Annotated in this window: 16 protein-coding genes; 9 read left to right on the forward strand and 7 right to left on the reverse strand. The window is 69.5% G+C overall.

What is annotated here, in order from left to right; genetic code table 11:
* The first annotated feature begins 8 nt into the window (after positions 1-8).
* Positions 9-584 (forward strand): GNAT family N-acetyltransferase, encoded by a 576-nt coding sequence (locus OG555_RS14785; RefSeq protein ID WP_329483444.1) that lies wholly within the window; start codon positions 9-11, stop codon positions 582-584.
* Positions 585-593: 9 nt separating this feature from the next.
* On the opposite strand, the gene OG555_RS14790 is transcribed toward OG555_RS14785, so the two are convergent.
* The gene (locus OG555_RS14790) at positions 594-1,358 is read right to left on the reverse strand and encodes an IclR family transcriptional regulator (RefSeq protein WP_329483445.1); all 765 of its coding nucleotides are present in this window, start codon (positions 1,356-1,358) and stop codon (positions 594-596) included.
* A 132-nt stretch (positions 1,359-1,490) separates the two neighbouring features.
* Between OG555_RS14790 and OG555_RS14795 the strand changes: the two genes are divergently transcribed.
* The 7 genes from OG555_RS14795 to OG555_RS14825 all read left to right on the forward strand — a co-directional run bounded on the left by OG555_RS14795 (position 1,491) and on the right by OG555_RS14825 (position 6,554).
* Complete coding sequence (locus OG555_RS14795) at positions 1,491-2,759, forward strand: DUF6986 family protein (RefSeq protein WP_329483446.1); 1,269 nt, start codon at positions 1,491-1,493, stop codon at positions 2,757-2,759.
* Between the two features lie 9 nt (positions 2,760-2,768).
* Complete coding sequence (locus OG555_RS14800; protein ID WP_328525156.1) at positions 2,769-3,008, forward strand: hypothetical protein; 240 nt, start codon at positions 2,769-2,771, stop codon at positions 3,006-3,008.
* A complete protein-coding gene (locus OG555_RS14805) occupies positions 3,001-3,372 on the forward strand; it encodes a helix-turn-helix domain-containing protein (protein WP_329483447.1) in 372 nt (123 codons plus the stop codon). Before OG555_RS14800 ends, OG555_RS14805 begins: the two co-directional genes overlap by 8 nt.
* 93 nt (positions 3,373-3,465) lie before the next feature.
* On the forward strand, positions 3,466-3,960 hold the full coding sequence (gene uraD / locus OG555_RS14810) for a 2-oxo-4-hydroxy-4-carboxy-5-ureidoimidazoline decarboxylase (protein WP_329483448.1): 495 nt from the start codon (positions 3,466-3,468) through the stop codon (positions 3,958-3,960).
* Entirely contained in the window at positions 3,957-4,286 is a 330-nt protein-coding gene (uraH, locus tag OG555_RS14815; RefSeq protein WP_329483449.1) for a hydroxyisourate hydrolase, read from the forward strand. Before uraD (OG555_RS14810) ends, uraH begins: the two co-directional genes overlap by 4 nt.
* Before the next feature lie 5 nt (positions 4,287-4,291).
* The gene (gene pucL, locus OG555_RS14820) at positions 4,292-5,197 is read left to right on the forward strand and encodes a factor-independent urate hydroxylase (RefSeq protein ID WP_329483450.1); all 906 of its coding nucleotides are present in this window, start codon (positions 4,292-4,294) and stop codon (positions 5,195-5,197) included.
* Positions 5,198-5,204: 7 nt separating this feature from the next.
* Positions 5,205-6,554 carry an 8-oxoguanine deaminase gene (locus OG555_RS14825; RefSeq protein ID WP_329483451.1) on the forward strand — a complete coding sequence of 450 codons (1,350 nt, stop codon included), beginning with the start codon at positions 5,205-5,207 and terminating at the stop codon, positions 6,552-6,554.
* Positions 6,555-7,798: 1,244 nt separating this feature from the next.
* On the opposite strand, the gene OG555_RS14830 is transcribed toward OG555_RS14825, so the two are convergent.
* The 6 genes from OG555_RS14830 to OG555_RS14855 form a co-directional block, all read right to left on the reverse strand.
* Positions 7,799-9,079: a guanine deaminase gene (locus OG555_RS14830; RefSeq protein WP_329483452.1), complete on the reverse strand. Its 1,281-nt coding sequence runs from the start codon at positions 9,077-9,079 to the stop codon at positions 7,799-7,801.
* A complete protein-coding gene (gene xdhC / locus OG555_RS14835) occupies positions 9,076-9,942 on the reverse strand; it encodes a xanthine dehydrogenase accessory protein XdhC (protein WP_329483453.1) in 867 nt (288 codons plus the stop codon). The genes OG555_RS14830 and xdhC overlap by 4 nt, the downstream gene beginning before the upstream one ends.
* On the reverse strand, positions 9,930-12,269 hold the full coding sequence (xdhB, locus tag OG555_RS14840) for a xanthine dehydrogenase molybdopterin binding subunit (RefSeq protein ID WP_329483454.1): 2,340 nt from the start codon (positions 12,267-12,269) through the stop codon (positions 9,930-9,932). The genes xdhC and xdhB overlap by 13 nt, the downstream gene beginning before the upstream one ends.
* Positions 12,266-13,726 carry a xanthine dehydrogenase small subunit gene (locus OG555_RS14845; protein WP_329483455.1) on the reverse strand — a complete coding sequence of 487 codons (1,461 nt, stop codon included), beginning with the start codon at positions 13,724-13,726 and terminating at the stop codon, positions 12,266-12,268. Before OG555_RS14845 ends, xdhB begins: the two co-directional genes overlap by 4 nt.
* Positions 13,723-15,648: a 2-oxo-4-hydroxy-4-carboxy-5-ureidoimidazoline decarboxylase gene (uraD, locus tag OG555_RS14850; RefSeq protein ID WP_329483456.1), complete on the reverse strand. Its 1,926-nt coding sequence runs from the start codon at positions 15,646-15,648 to the stop codon at positions 13,723-13,725. Before uraD (OG555_RS14850) ends, OG555_RS14845 begins: the two co-directional genes overlap by 4 nt.
* Positions 15,649-15,777: 129 nt before the next feature.
* Positions 15,778-17,310, reverse strand: coding sequence for a PucR family transcriptional regulator (locus OG555_RS14855; protein WP_329483457.1), 1,533 nt, complete (start codon positions 17,308-17,310; stop codon positions 15,778-15,780).
* Between the two features lie 181 nt (positions 17,311-17,491).
* Between OG555_RS14855 and OG555_RS14860 the strand changes: the two genes are divergently transcribed.
* Positions 17,492-18,304, forward strand: a complete 813-nt coding sequence (locus OG555_RS14860) for a hydroxypyruvate isomerase family protein (RefSeq protein WP_329483459.1) — start codon at positions 17,492-17,494, stop codon at positions 18,302-18,304.
* The last annotated feature ends 6 nt before the right edge of the window (positions 18,305-18,310 follow it).

Below are 18,310 nucleotides of genomic sequence, written 5' to 3' on the forward strand. Positions count from 1 at the left end.
ATCGCGAGATGGGCGACTACGTGATTGTGCAGGAGGGCGACCCGCGGTGTGCCGAGCTGGAAGCCGCCGGCTACCGCGTGGTCGCCGAGTCCTGGGCCGTCCGCCTGCACAACCCCGACCGCGAGTTGCTGGACTCCGCCGTACGCCGTGCGGTCGCCGGCGGACTCACCATTCGCGAAGTCGGCCCGGAGTCAGCCAAGGCTCTCCATGCCCTGGAGAAGTCCAACGAGCCCGACTACCCCTACACCCCCGCCACCCATCGCGTCGTCGGTGACCTCTCCGACACCCAGGGCCTCTGGCCGCTCCACCGGGTGTTCGGCGCGTTCGACGGTGGCCGCCTGGTCGGTGCCACGGTGATCCGCGTCCGCGAAGGCTTCGGTGACACCAGGTTCACCTCGGTGCTGGCGGCGTACCGCAGACGCGGCGTCGGCCAGGCCGTGAAGGCGGCGTCGATCCTCGCCTTCCTCGACCTCGGCATCAAGAGCTTCAGCACCGGCGGCGCCGCCGCGAACCAGGCGAGCCTGCAGGCCAACGAATCCCTCGGCTACGTCCTCACCGAACGCTGGCGCACCTACGCCCCCTAGCCGCGCACCTCAGCGCAGGTCGTCGGACAGGGCTTTGGCGGCCTGCGTGAGGAGAGGGACGGCTCGCTCGACCAGATCTTCGGTCATGCGGCCCGCGGGGCCGGAGATGGAGATGGCCAGTCGGGACGGAGCGTCGGGGACCGCTACCGCGACACAGCGGACGCCGACCTCCTGTTCGCCTTCGTCCGTGGCGTAGCCGTACTCCTCAGCCTTGTGCAGCTGCGCGGTGAAGGCGTCCGGGGTGGTGAGGGTGTTGTCGGTGTGCCTCGGCATACCGGTGCGGTGGAGGAGGTCGCGCACCTCGGACTCCGGGAGCTGGGCGAGGATCGCCTTGCCGACGGCGGTGCAGTGCGGGAGGACCCGGCGGCCGACCTCGGTGAACATGCGCATCGAGTGCCGGGACGGGACCTGGGCGAGGTAGACGACCTGGTCGCCGTCGAGCATCGCCATGTTGGCGGACTCGCCGAGCTCGTCGACCAGCCGCGCGAGGTGCGGGCGTGCCCAGACACTGAGCATGTGTGAGGAGCTCTCGCCGAGACGGATCAGCTTCGGGCCGAGGACGTACTGGCGCGAGGGTTCTTGACGCAGGTAGCCGAGGTCGACCAGGGTGCGAACCAACCGGTGGATGGTTGGCAGCGGCAGGCCGGACGCCGTGGCGAGCTGGGACAGGCCCATCATCCCGCCCGCGTCGGCCATGGTCTCGAGCAGCCCGAAGGCGCGTTCGATGGACTGCACACTGCCGGTGCGGCCCTTGCCGCCGTTCGCTTCCGCCATGGATCCAGCCTCTCGAGGGTTTCCGGATGACGGAAGTTTAGCGCCAGATTCCGGAAAATGTGGACCTTGTGTCTTCCGCAGAGTAGATATTAGTCTCCGCAATACGGAATTCTAGCGTGAGAGGTGGCCCGCATGAGCCTGGAGGATCTGGTCGGCGAGCTGGATCGGCGGTTGGCGGACGCCGACGCAGCGCTGGCGGCGGACTACCCGGGCGACCGCGGCGTCCGGCAGCCGGTGCACACGGTCTACGTGCCGGCCGACAAGTACGACGTGAACACCGTCGGCGCCTGGGGTGCAGAGGCAACCGCGGTGCTGAGCGAGTACGGCGGCTCGGCCGAGGTGCTCGCGGACGTGCTGGAGCTGCCGCCCGGGCTGATGGGCGAGGTCTTCGAGCGTGTTCGCGCCAAGCTGGCGCGGGAGCCGATCGAGGATCTCCGGATCGACTTCGAGGACGGCTACGGGACCCGATCCGACGAGGAAGAGGACGCCGCGGTCGTCGCCGCGGCTCGCGCCTTGACGCGGAGCGTGCGGGCCGGGGCGTCGGCGGACGGCGCCAGCGCGGTGGCGCCGTACCACGGGCTGCGGATCAAGTCGCTCGAGGCGCCGACCCGGCGGCGTGGGGTGCGGACGCTGGATCTGTTCGTCCGTGAGCTGACGGCGGCGGGCGGCCTGACGGACGGATTCGTGGTCACGTTGCCGAAGGTGACCTCGGTCGAGCAGGTCGAGGCGATGGTGGTAGTGCTGGAGGCGCTCGAGGTCGAGTACGGCGCATCTGAGCTGAAGTTCGAGATCCAGGTCGAGACCCCACAGGCGATCCTCGGGTCGGACGGGACGGCGTTGATCGCGCGGATGATCAAGGCCGGCGCGGGCCGCGTCACCGGCCTGCACTACGGCACGTACGACTACTCGGCCTCGCTGGGTGTCGCCGCGGCGTACCAGAGCATGGAGCATCCCGTGGCCGACCACGCCAAGGACGTGATGCAGCTGGCCGCGGCCGGGACCGGTGTGTTCGTCTCCGACGGCTCCACGAACGTCCTCCCGATCGGCGACGCCGTTCACGCAGCCTGGCGCCTCCACTATCGGCTGGTACGACGCTCACTCGCGCGCGGCATCTACCAGGGCTGGGACATGCACCCGGCTCAGCTGCCGACTCGCTTCGTCGCGACGTATCTCTTCTATCGCGAGGGACTCGAGACAGCCGCCACCCGGTTGCGCGCGTACCTCGGCCAGGGCGAGTCCGGCTACCTCGACGAGCCGGCAACCGCCGCGGCCCTGGCGGGCTTCGTTTTGCGCGGCCTCGACTGCGGGGCGGTGGACCCGGCGGAGGTCGACAAGCTCATCGGCGTCGACATCGCGGGACTCGCGAAGCTGGCCCGTCGCCCGCTGCGATCGGAGCGCTAGCCTCACTAGATGCGACTGGTTGCGGAGTTCACCACCGAACCCTTCGACGTCGAAGGAACGCCACCCGCTCACGCCACCGAGGCTCTGCGAGCGGCGCAGGAAGCCGGTCTCGAGTGCGACTTCGGCCCGCTGGGCACACAGGTCCGCGGCGAGCAGGAGCTGCTCCTGCCCGCGCTGCCCGACGTGCTGGCGGCCGCCTTCGCGGGCGGCGCGAGCCAGGTGACCTTGCAGGTACGCCGCGATGCCTGAGCCGGAGGTCCATCCGCTGATCACGGCGATCTCGCCGCTGATCGAGCGACTGGACGCCGAACTCGTCGTACCCGAGGAGGCACGCGACGACGACGTACCACTGCTGTGGGAGGGCGAGCCGCTGATCGCTGTCCGCCTTCCCGTGAAGGCTCCTGAGGGTGGCGTGAGCTCACTGCTCGCGGAGGTTGCCGACGAGCTCGGCGCACCGCTGAACACGCTCTCCCGGGGTCAGAAGCAGCAGGCAGTCCTCATGCTCGAGGCCCGCGGTGCCTTCGAGTACCGGAAGTCCGCGGAGATCGTCGCCGAGGCGCTCGGCGTCACCCGCTTCACCGTCTACAACTACCTCAACCGGGCGCGCGACTGACCCGGCTTTTCAACAAACTGTTGACGACGAGCGAGGCGGATGCCACTCTCGTCATACGGAAAGTCGATTTCGGGATTCGAGAAGGTGTGATCCGTGGACCTGCAGGAGTTCAACTCCGCTCCGGCCGACCGGCTGCGTCCGATGCTGGCGGCCTGCTGTGACGTCCCCCGCTGGGTCGACGGACTCCTGGCCAAGCGGCCGTACGGCGACCTCGCCGCACTGACCGCGGTCGCCGACCAGTCGCTGCGAGAGCTCGACGACGACGAGGTCGATCGCGCTCTCCAGGCGCACCCACGGATCGGGGACCGCCCACAGGGCGCCGGCACCGAGGTCGCCTGGTCGCGCCGGGAACAGTCCGGCGTCGGCGCGGATCCCGAGGTCCGGGAGGCCCTTGCCGAGGGCAACCGTGAGTACGAGCAGCGGTTCGGCCGGGTGTTCCTGATCTGCGCCACCGGCCTGTCGGCGGAGCAGATGCTCACCAGCCTCCGCCGCCGGCTCACCCACGACGACGCCACCGAGGTCGCCGTCGTACGCGAGGAACTGCGCAAGATCGCGCTGCTCCGACTCGCCAAGGTGGTGGAGGCATGAGCAGCCTGAGCACACATGTTCTCGACACCGGGCTGGGGCTCCCGGCGCACGGTGTGCCGGTTCGCCTGTCCCGGGTCACCGGCGAGCAGGACGTCGTACTGGCGACCGGTACGACGGATGACGACGGGCGGATCGCCGAGCTGGAGCCGGCGTTGCCGGCCGGCACGTATCGGCTCTGGTTCGACGTCGCCGCGTATGCGGTCGCATCCGGCCAGGACATGTTCTTTCCCGAGGTCACCGTGACCTTCACGGTCGCCGACGAGCGGCACTACCACGTCCCGTTGCTGCTCAGCCCATTCGCGTTTTCTACCTACCGAGGGAGTTGAGCCCGATGGCCATCCACCTGGGAGCCAACCAGTACGGCAAGGCCGAGAGCCGCGTCGTCCGGATCTATCGCGACACGCCCCGCCACCAGATCCGCGACCTGAACGTCTCGTCCGCCCTCCGCGGCCGGTTCGAGTCCGCGCACACCACCGGTGACCAGAGCGACGTGCTGCCGACCGACACGCAGAAGAACACCGCGTTCGCCTTCGCCAAGGAGAAGGGCGTCGGGGCGATCGAGGACTACGCGCTGACGCTCGGCGCGCACTTCCTGGACGCGTCGCCGGCGGCCGACGGGGCGCGGATCGAGGTGGAGGAGTACGCCTGGGAGCGGATCTCCGTCGACGGTTCGCCGCACGACCACTCGTTCGTCCGGGCCGGCAGCGGCGTACGTACGACGGTCGTCAACGTGGAGGGCCGCGGTGACGAGCAGAAGCGGTACGTCGTGTCCGGCATTCGCGATCTGGTCGTGCTGAAGTCGACCGGGTCGGAGTTCCACGGGTTCCTCAAGGACAAGTACACGACGCTGCCGGAGACCGACGACCGCATCCTGGCCACGTCGCTGGTCGCGCGGTGGCGGTACGACCACACCGAGGTCGACTGGGACAAGTCCTACGACGAGATCAAGGGACTGCTGCTCGAGCAGTTCGCGAAGATCCACAGTCTGGCGTTGCAGCAGACGCTGTACGGGATGGGTGAGGCTGTCCTGCAGCAGCATCCGGAGGTCGCGGAGATCAAGTTCTCGGCGCCGAACAAACACCACTTCCTGGTCGATCTGAGTCCGTTCGACGTGGAGAACCCGGGTGAGGTGTTCATCGCCGCGGATCGCCCGTACGGCCTGATCGAGGCCACTGTGGTCCGGGACGACGCGAGTGACGCCGGCAGCGCGTGGCACGCCGTACCGGGCTTCTGCTGAGGCAGTGATGAACACGATCGTGATCGACGGGGCGGCCGTGGTCACGGTCGATCCGGAGCGGCATGAGTTCACCGGACATGTGGTTGTCGAGGGCAACCGTATTGTTGCCGTCGGCCCTGGTCTGGCGCCGGCGTACGACGGAGCACGGGTGATCGATGGACAAGGCTGTCTCGTCACACCCGGCTTCGTCAACACACATCAGCATCTGTATCAGTGGGTCACTCGCGGTCTCGCGGCCGATGCGACGTTGTTCGGCTGGCTGACCACGCTCTATCCGGTGTGGGCTCGGATCTCTGACGAGTCGGTGCATGTGGCTGCTCAGGCTGCGTTGGCGCGGCTCGCGCTTACCGGGTGCACGACCGCGGCGGATCACCACTATCTCTTCCCGCGCGGTGGTGGGGATCTGCTCGCGGCCGAGATCGCCGCCGCTGCCGAGATCGGGCTGCGCTTCCATCCGGCGCGTGGATCGATGGATCGCGGGCAGAAGGACGGTGGGCTGCCGCCGGACTCCGTGGTCGAGGATCGGGACGAGATCCTCGCCGCGACGGAGGCCGCGATCGACCGCTGGCATGATCCTTCGCCGGAGTCGATGCTGCAGATCGTGGTCGCGCCGTGCTCGCCGTTCAGCGTGAGTGGCGACCTGATGCGCGAGGCGGCGTCGTTGGCCCGGCGTAAGCGCGTCCGGCTGCACACGCACCTGGCCGAGACCACCGACGAGACCCATTGGTGCCGCGAGACCTTCAATTGCACGCCTTTGGAGTACGCCGCTGAGCTCGGGTGGACCGGATCCGACGTGTGGTTCGCCCACGGCATCCACTTCGACGACGCCGAGATCAAGCGCCTGGGCCAGACGGGCACCGGTGTCGCCCACTGCCCGAGCTCCAACGCTCGCCTGGGCGCCGGCATAGCCCGAGCCGCCGACCTCCGCGCCGCCGGCAGTCCCGTCGGCCTGGGCGTAGACGGTGCCGCCAGCAACGAAGCCGGCAGCCTCATCGAGGAACTCCGCCACGCCCTCCTCTTCGCCCGAGCCCGCGGCGGCCCCCAGGCCCTCGGCGTCCGCGCCGCCCTCGAAATGGCCACCCTCGACGGCGCCCGCATCCTCGGCCGCGAGAACGACATCGGCTCCCTCGAGCCAGGCAAACTCGCCGACCTGGCCGTCTGGAACCTGAACACCCTGGCCCACGCCGGCATCTCCGACCCCATAGCCGCCCTGGTCCTGGGCACACCCCCACCCCTGAAACTCCTCCTGGTCAACGGACACCCCGTCGTCGAGCACGACACAGTCACCACACTCGACGAACCCGCCCTGGCCGCCCAGGTAGCGAAAACCCAGACCCGCCTCCTCGCCGGCACCTGAGCGCCCGGCGTCCAAGACAGACGACGCCCGGGGTCGCGCGGACAAGTAGGCCGGACAGGTCGGTCCGACAAGTACTAGGGACTCCGGACGGCCATCCGGATCGCAGCGGGCAGTGGCTGAGACTGAGCCGCAACTCGTACGTCGAGCCGCGCCAGTGGCCCACCGACGAGCCGGCCCGGGAGCCCCGCCCGGCAGCCCGACTGCCTCGCTGCCTCGCCCGGCTGCCTGGCTACCCGGCCGGGCTGCCTTGGTCGGTCACTTTGTGCACGAGATCCGTACGGCGCCAGTCTCCGGGTACGGATCTGGTGCACAAAGTCGATCTCTGCCGTGGCGACCCCGTTCGGGCAGGGTCCAGGCTCGTTGCCTCGGGGTTGGCGCACTCACCCGCCCGGCTGCCTGGCTACCCCGCCCGGCTGCCTGGCTACCCGGCCGGGCTGCCTTGGTCGGTCACTTTGTGCACGAGATCCGTACGGCGCCAGTCTCCGGGTACGGATCTGGTGCACAAAGTCGATCTCTGCTGTGGCCGAACCCGGATTGGCCACGGGTCCGGGCTCGATGCCGCCGTGCTGGCACTCACCAAGCAGACGCGGTCCTGCCCCGGTCACGCTCCGATCCCGGGCCGCGGTGAGCCGACGGCGGGTTGGTGAGTGTCTCCGGTCCGCACCCGCACTCATCCACGCAACAGCGGCATCGACACCGCCACGATCGAGCAGCCACCGATACGACACGACCGCCCGGACAACCCCTCGGCTCGAGGGGTTCTCTCCTCGGACACCCGCAGACAACTCGGCACGCGGTCGGATATCGGCTCCACCGTCCGGGGGCGCCGTGTGGCGGGCGGGGGGGCGGACACCATGTCGGGGCCTGGCACACCTCATGACCTGTCCCAGGCCCCGACATGTTGTCCAAGCTCCCTGCGCCGGCCCGAAATCCCCTCCCACCGCCGCCGCCCGCCGCCGCCCACGAGTTGCCGACGACCCAATTCTTGATGGCCCCGCCCGCCGGCGACCGAGCCCGCTGTGGCTTGCCGCTGCCCATCAGCGCCAGCGCCTGTCGCCGCCCGCCGGCGCCGGCTGGTGATGGTTGTCGTTCCGCCGGGGTGTGCACCAGTCGAGCGTCGCGGCGGCGGCTCGGTGCTTGATCGGTGCGCAAAGGCAGGCGGGCCGAGACCCACGGAAACGACAGGAGCGCCGAAATAGCGTCCGACCGTCGGGGTCACCCCTGGAGGAGGTCCCCGCTGACGGCTAACCGTGGAGTAGTTCGCCGTCGATCCAGACGGCTTGGACATCGGCGGGGGTGCCGAGGGTGAAGATGCGGGAGAGGGTTTCGTCGGCGTCGTTGGCGTGGGCGACTCCCACGGCGAGGGGAGAGCCGTCGGCGGGGCGGAGGAGTTGGGCGTCGAAGCGTTGGCCGACACTCAGGTGGCCGACCTCGTCGAGGCCGAGTGCCTCAGCGCCTGCGGCGGTGGCCAGATACAGCAGGTGGGCGGAGGTCAGGGCGAGCCCGTGATCGCCGAGCAACTGCTGGCAGAAGTAGGCCTGGAGGCCTTCCTTGAGGAGGGAGAAGCCAGTTCCGGCGCCGACGTCCGACCCGAGGGCTACGCGTACGCCGTGCTGCAGATGCCGGCCGAGCGGGAACAACCCGCTGCCGAGCGCGGCGTTGCTGGTCGGGCAATGCGCGACGGTCGCGCCACCGAGGGCGAGCGTCTTGAGCTCGACGTCGGTCGGGTGCACGTTGTGGGCGAGTACGCAGCGGCGGTCGACCAATCCGTGCCGGTCGTACGTCGTGACGTAGTCGCTGCCGCCGAACAGATCGGCCACGGTCGCGATCTCGGCCTCGTTCTCGTTGACGTGCGACGTGAACAGCGCGCCCGGGACCGCCTCCATCAGTTCGCGGCAGGTCGCGAGGAGGTCGTCCGTGCAGGACAGCGAGAAGCGAGGTGTGACGGCGTACCGGTTCCGGCCGACGCCGTGCCAACGGTTGGCCAAGGCAAGCGATTCGGCGTACGCGCGGACTGGCGTGGTCAGCAGTTCCGGCCGCAGCAGCCGGTCACTCATGACCAGTCCACTGGTGATCCGCAGTCCGACAGTCGACGCGGCGTTGAAGAGTGCATCCACCGCGTCGGAGTAGTGCGCCCCGAAGACCAGCGCCGAGGTCGTCCCCGCGGCCGCGAGCCCGCGGACGAACTCACCGGCCACCCCGGTCGCGTAGGCGACGTCCGCCGTCCGTGCTTCCTCGGGGAGCGCGTACCGATCCAGCCACTCGAGCAGCGGCAACCCCAGCCCGCCGACCGCCCGGATCTGCGGGAAGTGCACGTGCGTGTCCACGAAACCAGGCAGTACGACGCCGCCGCTCAGGTCGACGACCCGCTCGGCCGGGTGCGCCTGCCGGATCTCCAGGAAGGGGCCTCGGGCAACGATGACGCCGTACTCGACCAGCAGGCCGGCGTCGGAGTCGACCCGCAGACTGCCGCCGGTGAACGGGTTGTCCGGGGTGTCGAGGAACGTGCCTCGGAAGATGGTCATGCCTTCGCCTCACGCTGAGCCGGCGTGGGGCGACGCTCGGCAGATCGGGCCGACGCGGGATGCCGCTCGGCGGAGAATTGCTGCAGGAGCCAGGCCGCGACGCTGACGGCGATGACGGCTGGTTCCTTGCCGGGCAGATCGGGCAGCCCGATCGGAGTCGTGATCCGATCGATCGCCTTCGATGAGTTGCCGTCCTCGGCGAGCTTGCGGCGGAACCGGGCCCACTTCGCCTGCGATCCGATCAGCCCGATCGTGGCGAGCTGCTCGTTGCGGATCGCGGCGTCGCACAGCGCGGCGTCCTCGGCGTGGTCGTGGGTCATCACCAGCGCGTGGGTGCCCGGCGGCAACTCGCCGACCACGAGCTCCGGCAGCAAAGGCACCTGATGGACGTGCACCTGAGCCACCGCGTCATCGAGAACCGCGAGCCGGGACGCGGTCAGCTGATCCGGCCGCGAGTCGACCAGATGCAACTCGATGTCATGCCGGGCCAGGATCCGTGCGAGCTCGAGCCCGACATGGCCGACCCCGAAGATCGCCACCGACGGCACCACCGGCAACGGCTCGAGCAGCAGCTTCACCTCACCGCCGCAACACTGAACACCATGCTGGTACGGCGCTTTGTCCGACAGCGCGAACTCGAGCACCTCGGGCTCGGCCACACCGTCCGCGATCATTGCCCGGCAGCGCTCGACGGCCACCGACTCCAGGTTCCCACCCCCGACCGTCGACCAAACGTTGTCAGCGGCAACGACCATCTTGGCGCCGGCCTCCCGCGGCGCGTGCCCACGAACAGACATCACCGTGACCAACACGCCCGGCCGGCGCCCCGCACGCAGCTGCTGGACTGCCTTCATCCACTCCATGAGTCACCACCCCGTGCGCGATCCAGCGCCCAATAGACCGCCTCCGGCGTCGCAGGCGACGGGAGGTCGACGCTGGTCCCGGCAGGACCGAACGCGGCGGCAGCCTGGCGCAGGGCCTCGCGGACCGCGAAGGCGAGCATCAGTGGCGGCTCACCAACCGCCTTCGAGCCGTAGACCGCGCCATCCTCGTGGGCCTTCTCCAGCAGCCGGACGTTGAAGACCTCCGGCATCTCCGAGAAGCTCGGCAGCTTGTAGGTGCTGGCCGCCTGCGTCGCGAGCCGTCCGCGTCGATCCCCGTCGCTCTCGTCCCAGCGCAGATCCTCGAGCGTCAACCAACCCGTCCCCTGAACGAACCCGCCCTCGATCTGGCCGATGTCGATCAACGGGCTCAGGCTGTCGCCCACGTCATGCACGATGTCGACCCGCCGCAGCGTGTAGGCACCGGTGAACCCGTCCACCTCCACTTCGGCCGCGGCAACGCCGTACGCGAAGTACTTGAACGGCTCGCCGTGCATGGCGTTCGCGTCCCAGTGCAGTCCCTCGGTGCGGTAGAAGCCGGCCGCCCACAGCTGCACTCGCTGCAGGTAGGCAGCGCGGACGAGCTCATTCCACTCCACGCCGTCACCGGACAGTCCGCGGACGACGCCGTCGACGAAGCGGACGTCGTGCGGGCTGATGCCGAGCTGCCCGCCCGCGACCTGCGCGAGCCGTTCGCGGATCTGCTCGCAGGCGTTCTTGATCGCCGCGCCGTTGAGGTCCGCGCCGGACGAGGCCGCGGTCGCCGAGGTGTTCGGCACCTTGTCGGTACGCGTCGGAGCCAGCCGGACCCGGGCCAGCGGCACGCCGAGCGTGGTCGCCGCGACCTGCAGCATCTTGGTATGCAGGCCCTGGCCCATCTCGGTGCCGCCGTGGTTGATCAGCACCGACCCGTCCTTGTAGACGTGCACGAGCGCCCCGGCCTGGTTGAACGCGGTCAGGTTGAACGAGATGCCGAACTTGACCGGCGTCATCGCCAGCCCGCGCTTCACATGCGGATGCGCAGCGTTGTAGGCCGCGATCTCGGCAGAGCGCGCCACGACGTCCCCACCAGAGATCACCTGGCTCCAGCAAGAGTCCAGTCGGTCCGCATGCCGCACGGGTTGCCCGTACGGCGTCGAGTCGCCGACCTGGTAGAAGTTTCGCCGGCGCAGCTCCAGAGCGTCGTACCCGAGCAGCGGCGCACACCGACCGAGGATGTCCTCGATCACGAGCATGCCCTGCGGTCCGCCGAAGCCGCGGAACGCGGTCTGCGACGTTTTGTTCGTCTTGGCGATCTGCCCGTCCACGCGGATATTCGGGATCTCGTAAGCGTTGTCGATGTGACACATCGCCCGCGCCAGTACCGGCTCGGACAGATCCAGACTCCACCCGCCGTCGGCGGTCAGCGTCGCATCCAACGCCACCAGCCGGCCGTCCGAGTCGAACCCAACGGTCCACGAGCTGTGGAATCCGTGCCGCTTGCCCGACATCGTCATGTCCTGCGTGCGATTGAGCCGCAACCGCACTGGTCGGCCGGTCAACGTCGCGCCGAGCGCCGCGATGGCGGCGAAGCCATGCGGTTGCATCTCCTTGCCGCCGAAGCCTCCACCCATCCGGAGGCACTGCACAGTCACCGCATGGCTGGCCAGACCGAGCACATGCGCGACGATCTCCTGCGTCTCGGACGGATGCTGTGTGCTGCTCTGCACGAAGATCTGACCGCCCTCGTCGACCAGCGCCAGCGCCGCATGCGTCTCCAGATAGAAGTGCTCCTGTCCGGCGAACTCGAACTCGCCCCGGAACACGTGCGCTGCTCCGGCCAGCGCAGCATCCACCTCGCCGCGCTCCAGGTGCCGCCCGATGCCCTGGAAGCTCTTGGCCGCGATCGCCTCGCGCACCGTCACCAGCGAGGGCAGCGGTTCGTACTCGACCTCCACCGCCAGCGCCCCGAGTCGCGCGGCCTCCAACGTCTCCGCGAGTACCCAGCACACGGCATGCCCGTTGAACATCACCTCACCCGGGAACAACGGCTCGTCGTGCTTCACCCCCGCGTCGTTCACCCCGGGTACGTCGTCCGCCGTCAACACCCGCACCACGCCGGGCACGTCGTACGCCGGCTTCACCCGGAGCGCTGTGATCCGGGCATGTGTGTGCGACGACTGGACCGGCCAGGCGTGCAGGACATCGCGGGTCCGTTGCACGAGATCGTCGGTGTAGAGCGCAGTACCGGTGACATGCAGCGCGGCACTCTCATGCGGCAGTGGTACGCCAACCACCGCCTGCGTTGGCCGTTCGGACAACGAACTCATGCGCCGGCCCCCTCGTCAGCAAAGTAGAAGCGGAGCAGCGACTGGCCGAGCATCGCCGAGCGGTACGACGCACTCGCGCGGTGGTCGTCCATCGGCGTACCCTCGGCGGCCATCACCGCGGCCGCCTCGCGGACCGTCCGCTCGGTCCACGGTTGACCGATCAGTGCCGCCTCGGTGGCTCGTGCCCGCAGCGGTGTGGCCGCGGCGCCGCCGATCCCGATCCGGGCCTGCCGTACGACGCCGTCCACCACGTCGACGGCGTACCCGATGGCGACGCTCGAGATGTCGTCGAAGCGCCTCTTGGCGATCTTGTGGAACGCGGTCAGCGGCTCGAGCGGTAGCGGAAGCACGATCGTCTTGATCAGCTCGTCGGGCGCCTTCAGCGTCTGCCGGTAGCCGGTGAAGTAGTCCGCCAGCGCGACCACTCGCTCGCCTCGGCGCGAGGCCAGGACGATCGACGCATCCAGGGCGAGCAGCGCGGGCGGGGTGTCGCCGATCGGCGAACCGGTGCCCAGGTTGCCGCCGATGGTCGCGCCGTTCCGGATCAGCCGGGACGCGAACTGCGGGAACATCTGGGCCAGCAGCGGCACCCGGCCGGCCAGCCGCCGCTCGATCTCCGTCAGTGTGAGCGCGGCGCCCAGCCGGACCTCGTCCGGCCCGAAGGCGAACTCGCGCAGCTCGGCCAGCCGGTCGATCGCGACAGTCAGTGGCGGGCGGGAGCCGAAGATGTTCACCTGCACACCGAGATCGGTCGACCCAGCCACGACCTGCGCCCCGGGCCGATCGACCAGCAAGCCCAGCACGTCGTCGAGCGATCCGGGCCGGACGAACTCAGCCTCACCGGTCACCATCCCGGTCACTGCAGGCGGAGGTGGCGGCGAGTCCCGGCGTACGGCGAGTGCGTCGTTCTCGGTCGGGTCACCGAGTGCGTACGCCGCGTCCCGGATCGGCCGGTAGCCGGTGCATCGGCACAGGTTCCCGCTGAGCGAATGCAGATCGAAGCCGTTCGGACCGTGTTCGTGATCGCCGTCGGTGGACGTCGTACGCCCGGGGCGGTAGTACTCGGCCGCCATGCTGCAGATGAAGCCCGGGGTGCAGTAGCCGCACTGCGATCCACCGCGGACGGCCATCTCCTCCTGCACCGGGTGCAGTGCCGCCGGCGAGCCCAGCCCCTCCGAGGTGACGATCTCCTGACCGTCCAGGGAGGCGATCGGCAGCAGACAGGCGTTCACCGCGGTCCACTCGGTCTGGGTGTCGATGCCGGGCCGGGCCACCAGAACCGAGCAGGCGCCGCACTCGCCTTCGGCACAGCCTTCCTTCGCGCCGGTGAGGCCTTGGTCGCGGAGCCAGTCCAGCGCGGTGGTGTGGACGGCGACATCGCCGATCGCGGTGTCCTCGCCGTTCACCTTCACAGCAGGTGCACGCGGTGTCTGTCTCGTCTGGGCCTGTGTCGTCATCGGTTACTGCTCCAGCGTGTTCTTGCACTATGAATCGGGTTGGCGTCGGAGAGGAAGTCGTCGAACCGGTATCCGGCGATCTTCGCGATCTCGAGCAGCGCGGCGGCGTGCTCCTGGTTCTCGCAGTTGCCGAGCCGCTCCCGGCCCTGCTCGACGATCCGGTCGAAGGAGTCCGCGTCCCGGACCGAGATGACCAGCGGGAAGCCGAACCGCTCGCTGTACGCCTCGGTGATCGTCGCCAGCTCGTCCCGGTCCAGATCGGCCAGGAAGGTCAGGCCCTTGTCCGACTGGTCCCGCAGCGACGCCTCGCCGCTGAGCCCGTCGGCGACGAACTGCGAGCCGAGCTGCGGGTACGCCTCGATGAGCTGGCGCTGCTCATCGTGCGAGCCGGAGAACAGCGCCTCCTGGAAGGACCGGCGCAGGGCGTGGGTGTCGGCGAAGGGCCGCATGTCCCAGGCCCGCTCGACCGCCCAGCGCGGCCCCTGGAACAGGCCGGCGAAGGTCTCGACGAACTCGTCGCGGCTCATCTTGTTCACCTGGTCCAGCCGGACCGAGTCACCCGGCTGCCCGGCCACCGCGGGTCCGTAGTCCTTGCCGACGTGGTGGAACAGGATGTTCAGACCGATCGCGGTCAGGCTGCCAAGCGTGATGCCGCTGCCGAAGATGATCTCGGCCCAGCCCGGGACGGCCTGGGCGACCTCCGGCTGCGCGGTGACGTACATGGCCAGGCCGAGGCTGGTCGCGACGATGACGACATTGCGGTGATCGTGGAAGTCGACCTTGGCCAGCGTTTGGATGCCGACCACGGCCACGGTGGCGAACATCGCCAGCGCCGCGCCGCCCAGTACCGGGTGTGGGACGCCCGCGACGACCGCGCCGGCCTTCGGCACCAGGCCGATCAGGATCATGATCCCGCCGGCGGCCGCGACCACCCAGCGGCTGCGGACCCGGGTCAGCCGGACCAGGCCGACGTTCTCCGCGAAGCACGTGTAGGGGAAGGAGTTGAAGACACCGCCGATCGTGGTGGCCAGGCCGTCGGCCCGCAGCGCGCGGGCGATGTCGTCCTTGCCGATCCGCTTCTCCACGATCTCGCCGGTCGCGAAGACGTCACCAGTCGTCTCGACCGCGGTGATCAGCATGACCACCACCATCGAGATGATCGCCGCGATCGAGAACTTCGGCCAGCCGAAGTAGAACGGCTGGGTGACCCCGACCCAGGCCGAGTCGGCGACCGCGCCGAAGTGTGCGTCGCCGAACGCCCAGGCGACCATCGTGCCGGCGACGAGGCCGACCAGGACGGCGATCGTCGCCATGAAGCCCTTGAAGACCCGCTGGATCAGCACGATCAGCCCGAGCGTCCCGAGCGCGTAGGCCAGGTTCTTCCCGCTGGTCGGGTCGGCTGTCGGGCCCGCGCCGCCGACCGCGTCCCCGGCCGCCACCGGCAGCAGCGCCAGGCCGATGATCGTGATCACCGAGCCGGTCACCACCGGTGGGAAGAACCGGATCAGCTTGCTGAAGAACGGTGCGATGAAGAAGGTGGCCAGACCGGCGACCAGGACCGCGCCGTAGATGACGAGCAGGCCTTGCGTCCCGCCGCCCGCGGCCAGGCCGATCGCGATCATCGGCGACACCGCCGTGAACGTCACGCCCTGCAGCAGCGGCAACCGGACGCCGACCTTCCAGAATCCGACGGACTGGATGATCGAGGCGATGCCGCAGGTGAACAGGTCGGCGTTGATCAGGTGGATGAGTTGCTGGGTGGTGAGCCCGATCGAGTTCGCCAGCAGGATCGGCACGATTACCGCGCCGGCGTAGAACGCGAGGACGTGCTGCGTGCCGTACACCGCGAGCTTGCCGACCGGCAGGACCTCGTCGACGGGATGGCGGCTGGCACGGCGGCTCGGTCGCAGGGTGGCCTTCATCGGGACACGCTCCTTGGCGTCGGCAGGTTTGACCTGCACGCCAGCATCTGCTCAGCGCGGCCGGGATTGCACCCGATGAACCTCCGAAGTTGAACCGCTGATGAACGCCGGCTTTGGAGGATCACACAATCAGAGCGATTTCAGGGCCAGGAACACGTCGACCCGGTCCTCGAGCCGCGACAGATCGCGTCCGGTCAGTTGCTCCACGCGTTCGATCCGGTAGCGAACCGTGTTGACGTGCAGATGCAGCGACTCCGCCGTACGCGACCAGGAGCACGAGCAGGCGAGGAACTCCTGCAGCGTCGCGAGCAGGTCGGCATGCGTACGGCGATCGTTCTCGAGCACCGGTCCGAGGACCCGGTGCGTGTAGGTACGCCGTACGTCGTCAGGCAGCGTGGCGAGCAGGAGCACATGCGACGCGACCTCGTCGGAGGTGACCACCGACACCGGCGCGCGTCCGGCCCCGGCCGCGCGCTGTGCGAAGCGGGCCTCCTCGAGCGCACCGGTGAGCGCGTCGATCGTGGTCTCGCCGCTGATGCCGACCGCGAGCCGGGCCCGGACGAGCCCGGGGGCAAGTCGCCCGAAGGCCCGCCGCATCTGCTCTGGCAACCCCGGTACGAACGGCAGGAACCCGACCAGCAAGCCGTCGCGGCCAGGCGCGACCACCGCCGGACCCACGGTGAGAGCGACGTCCTCGAACAGGCTGAGCGCCACCTCGCTCGGTCCGTCGTCCCGCAGCTCGGCCACCGCGACGACCATCGGCCGCTCCGCGTGGGATCCGGCTTGCCGCAGTCGTACGGCGACCTCCGCATGCGGCGCCCCGGACTCGACCAACGCCAGCGCATCAGCCACCAGCGGCCGCAGTGCCCGTCGCCCTTCGTCGCGCCTCGCCCGGTCCAGCGCAGCGATGGCGCACAACTCATGCACGGCCTCGACATGGTCGTGGGACCACTGCGTGTGGTCCCCTTCGATGACCAGCACCCAAGCCGTGAGCCGATTACCGAGCCCCGATCCCACCGGGAACAGGCTGTACGACGCACCGCCGGCCTCGGCCACCGCCGGTGTGCGATCGGCGGTCAGGAATCGCCGCGTGACCACGTCGAGCGTCTCGGCGTCCAGCTCACCCGGCCCGGGTACGACGTGCCGCCCGGTGGACGTGAGCACGCGGCAGTCGTGGCCGATCTCGGCGGAGATCCGGGCCGCGAGCTCGTCGAGGCTGCGGCCGGCCGCGATCGACGACAGCAGTTGGCGCTGCCGGACCAGACTCGCAGACAGGCGGGCTCCGGTCTCGGCCGACCCCGCGGCGGCGACGTACTCGGTCACGTCCGCGAACGCGATCTCGATCGGCACCTCGATCAGGGTGACCTCGTGCCGGCGGCAGGCCGCGAGCAGGTCGTCCGGGACTTCGCCCAGTAGCGCCTTGCCGGCCAGGATCGTGGCGGCACCCCGGCCGGCCATCGAGGCGACGAACAGTTCGCTGTCCGCCGGGCGCCGGCGCCAGACCAGGCCGGTCAGGACGACCTCGCCGCCGTTCAGGTAGCGGCCGGGTTCGAGCAGGTCCGTGGTCACGAGGCGACCGGTCGGCCGGTCGAGCGCACCGCCGGCGGAGTGCAGGAGGCGGAGCCCGAGCTCCGGCGCGTCGAGCAGTTCGGACAGCAGCACGACGCACCTCCTCCGGATCCGGGTCTTTAGAGGAACGTACAACGCGCGCCGTACGCGAGACAGCGCTCGCGACCGGCTGCCTGTCGGCTGGCCAGGCGCTTGACGGTCTCCACACGACCGCCTTATGGTCATTTCGCAGAACAGAATTTGACTTCCGCAATACGGAAAACATGGAGTTGCCATGAGCCACCCACTGCGCCACACGGTGAACTGCTCGCTGCTGTTCACGGAGCTGCCCCTGCTGGAGCGGCCCGCGGCCGCCCGGCGCGCCGGGTTCAGCGCCGTCGAGTTCTGGTGGCCGTTCGTCGAGGCGGTGCCGCCGGACCGGCAGGTCGAGGCGTTCGTCGCCGCGATCTCGGATGCCGGCGTCCAGCTGACCGGCCTCAACTTCTTCGCCGGCGACATGCCGGGCGGCGACCGCGGCCTGGTGTCGTGGCCGAAGCGGTCGAGCGAGTTCCGGGACAACGTCGAGGTCACTGTCGGGATCGGCGAGCGGCTCGGCGCTCAGGGGTTCAACGCCCTCTACGGCAACCGGGACAACGCTCACACCGAGGCCGAGCAGGATGAGCTCGCGGTCGAGAACCTCGCCCTGGCCGCCCGCGCGGCGGCTCGGATCGGCGCCACGGTGCTGGTCGAGCCGGTCAGCGGTGCGGACCAGTACCCGCTGCGGACCGCGGCCGACGCCCTGGCCGTGATCGATCGCGTCCAGGCGGCGTACGACGTACCGAACCTCGGCCTGCTCGCGGATCTCTACCACCTCGCGGTCAACGGCGACGACGTCGACCGGGTGATCGCGGAGCACACCGACCGGGTCGCGCACGTGCAGATCGCCGACGCGCCGGGCCGCAACGAGCCCGGCACCGGCACCCTCCCGCTCGACCAGCAGCTCAGCGCCCTCGCGGCGCAGGGGTACGACGGCTGGGTCGGGCTCGAGTACAAGCCGTCCACCAGCACCGACGAAAGCTTCGCGTGGCTCCCGTACGAGCGCCGCTGACTAGGA

The sequence above is a fragment of the Kribbella sp. NBC_01484 genome, from assembly GCF_036227145.1.
GTDB lineage: Bacteria > Actinomycetota > Actinomycetes > Propionibacteriales > Kribbellaceae > Kribbella.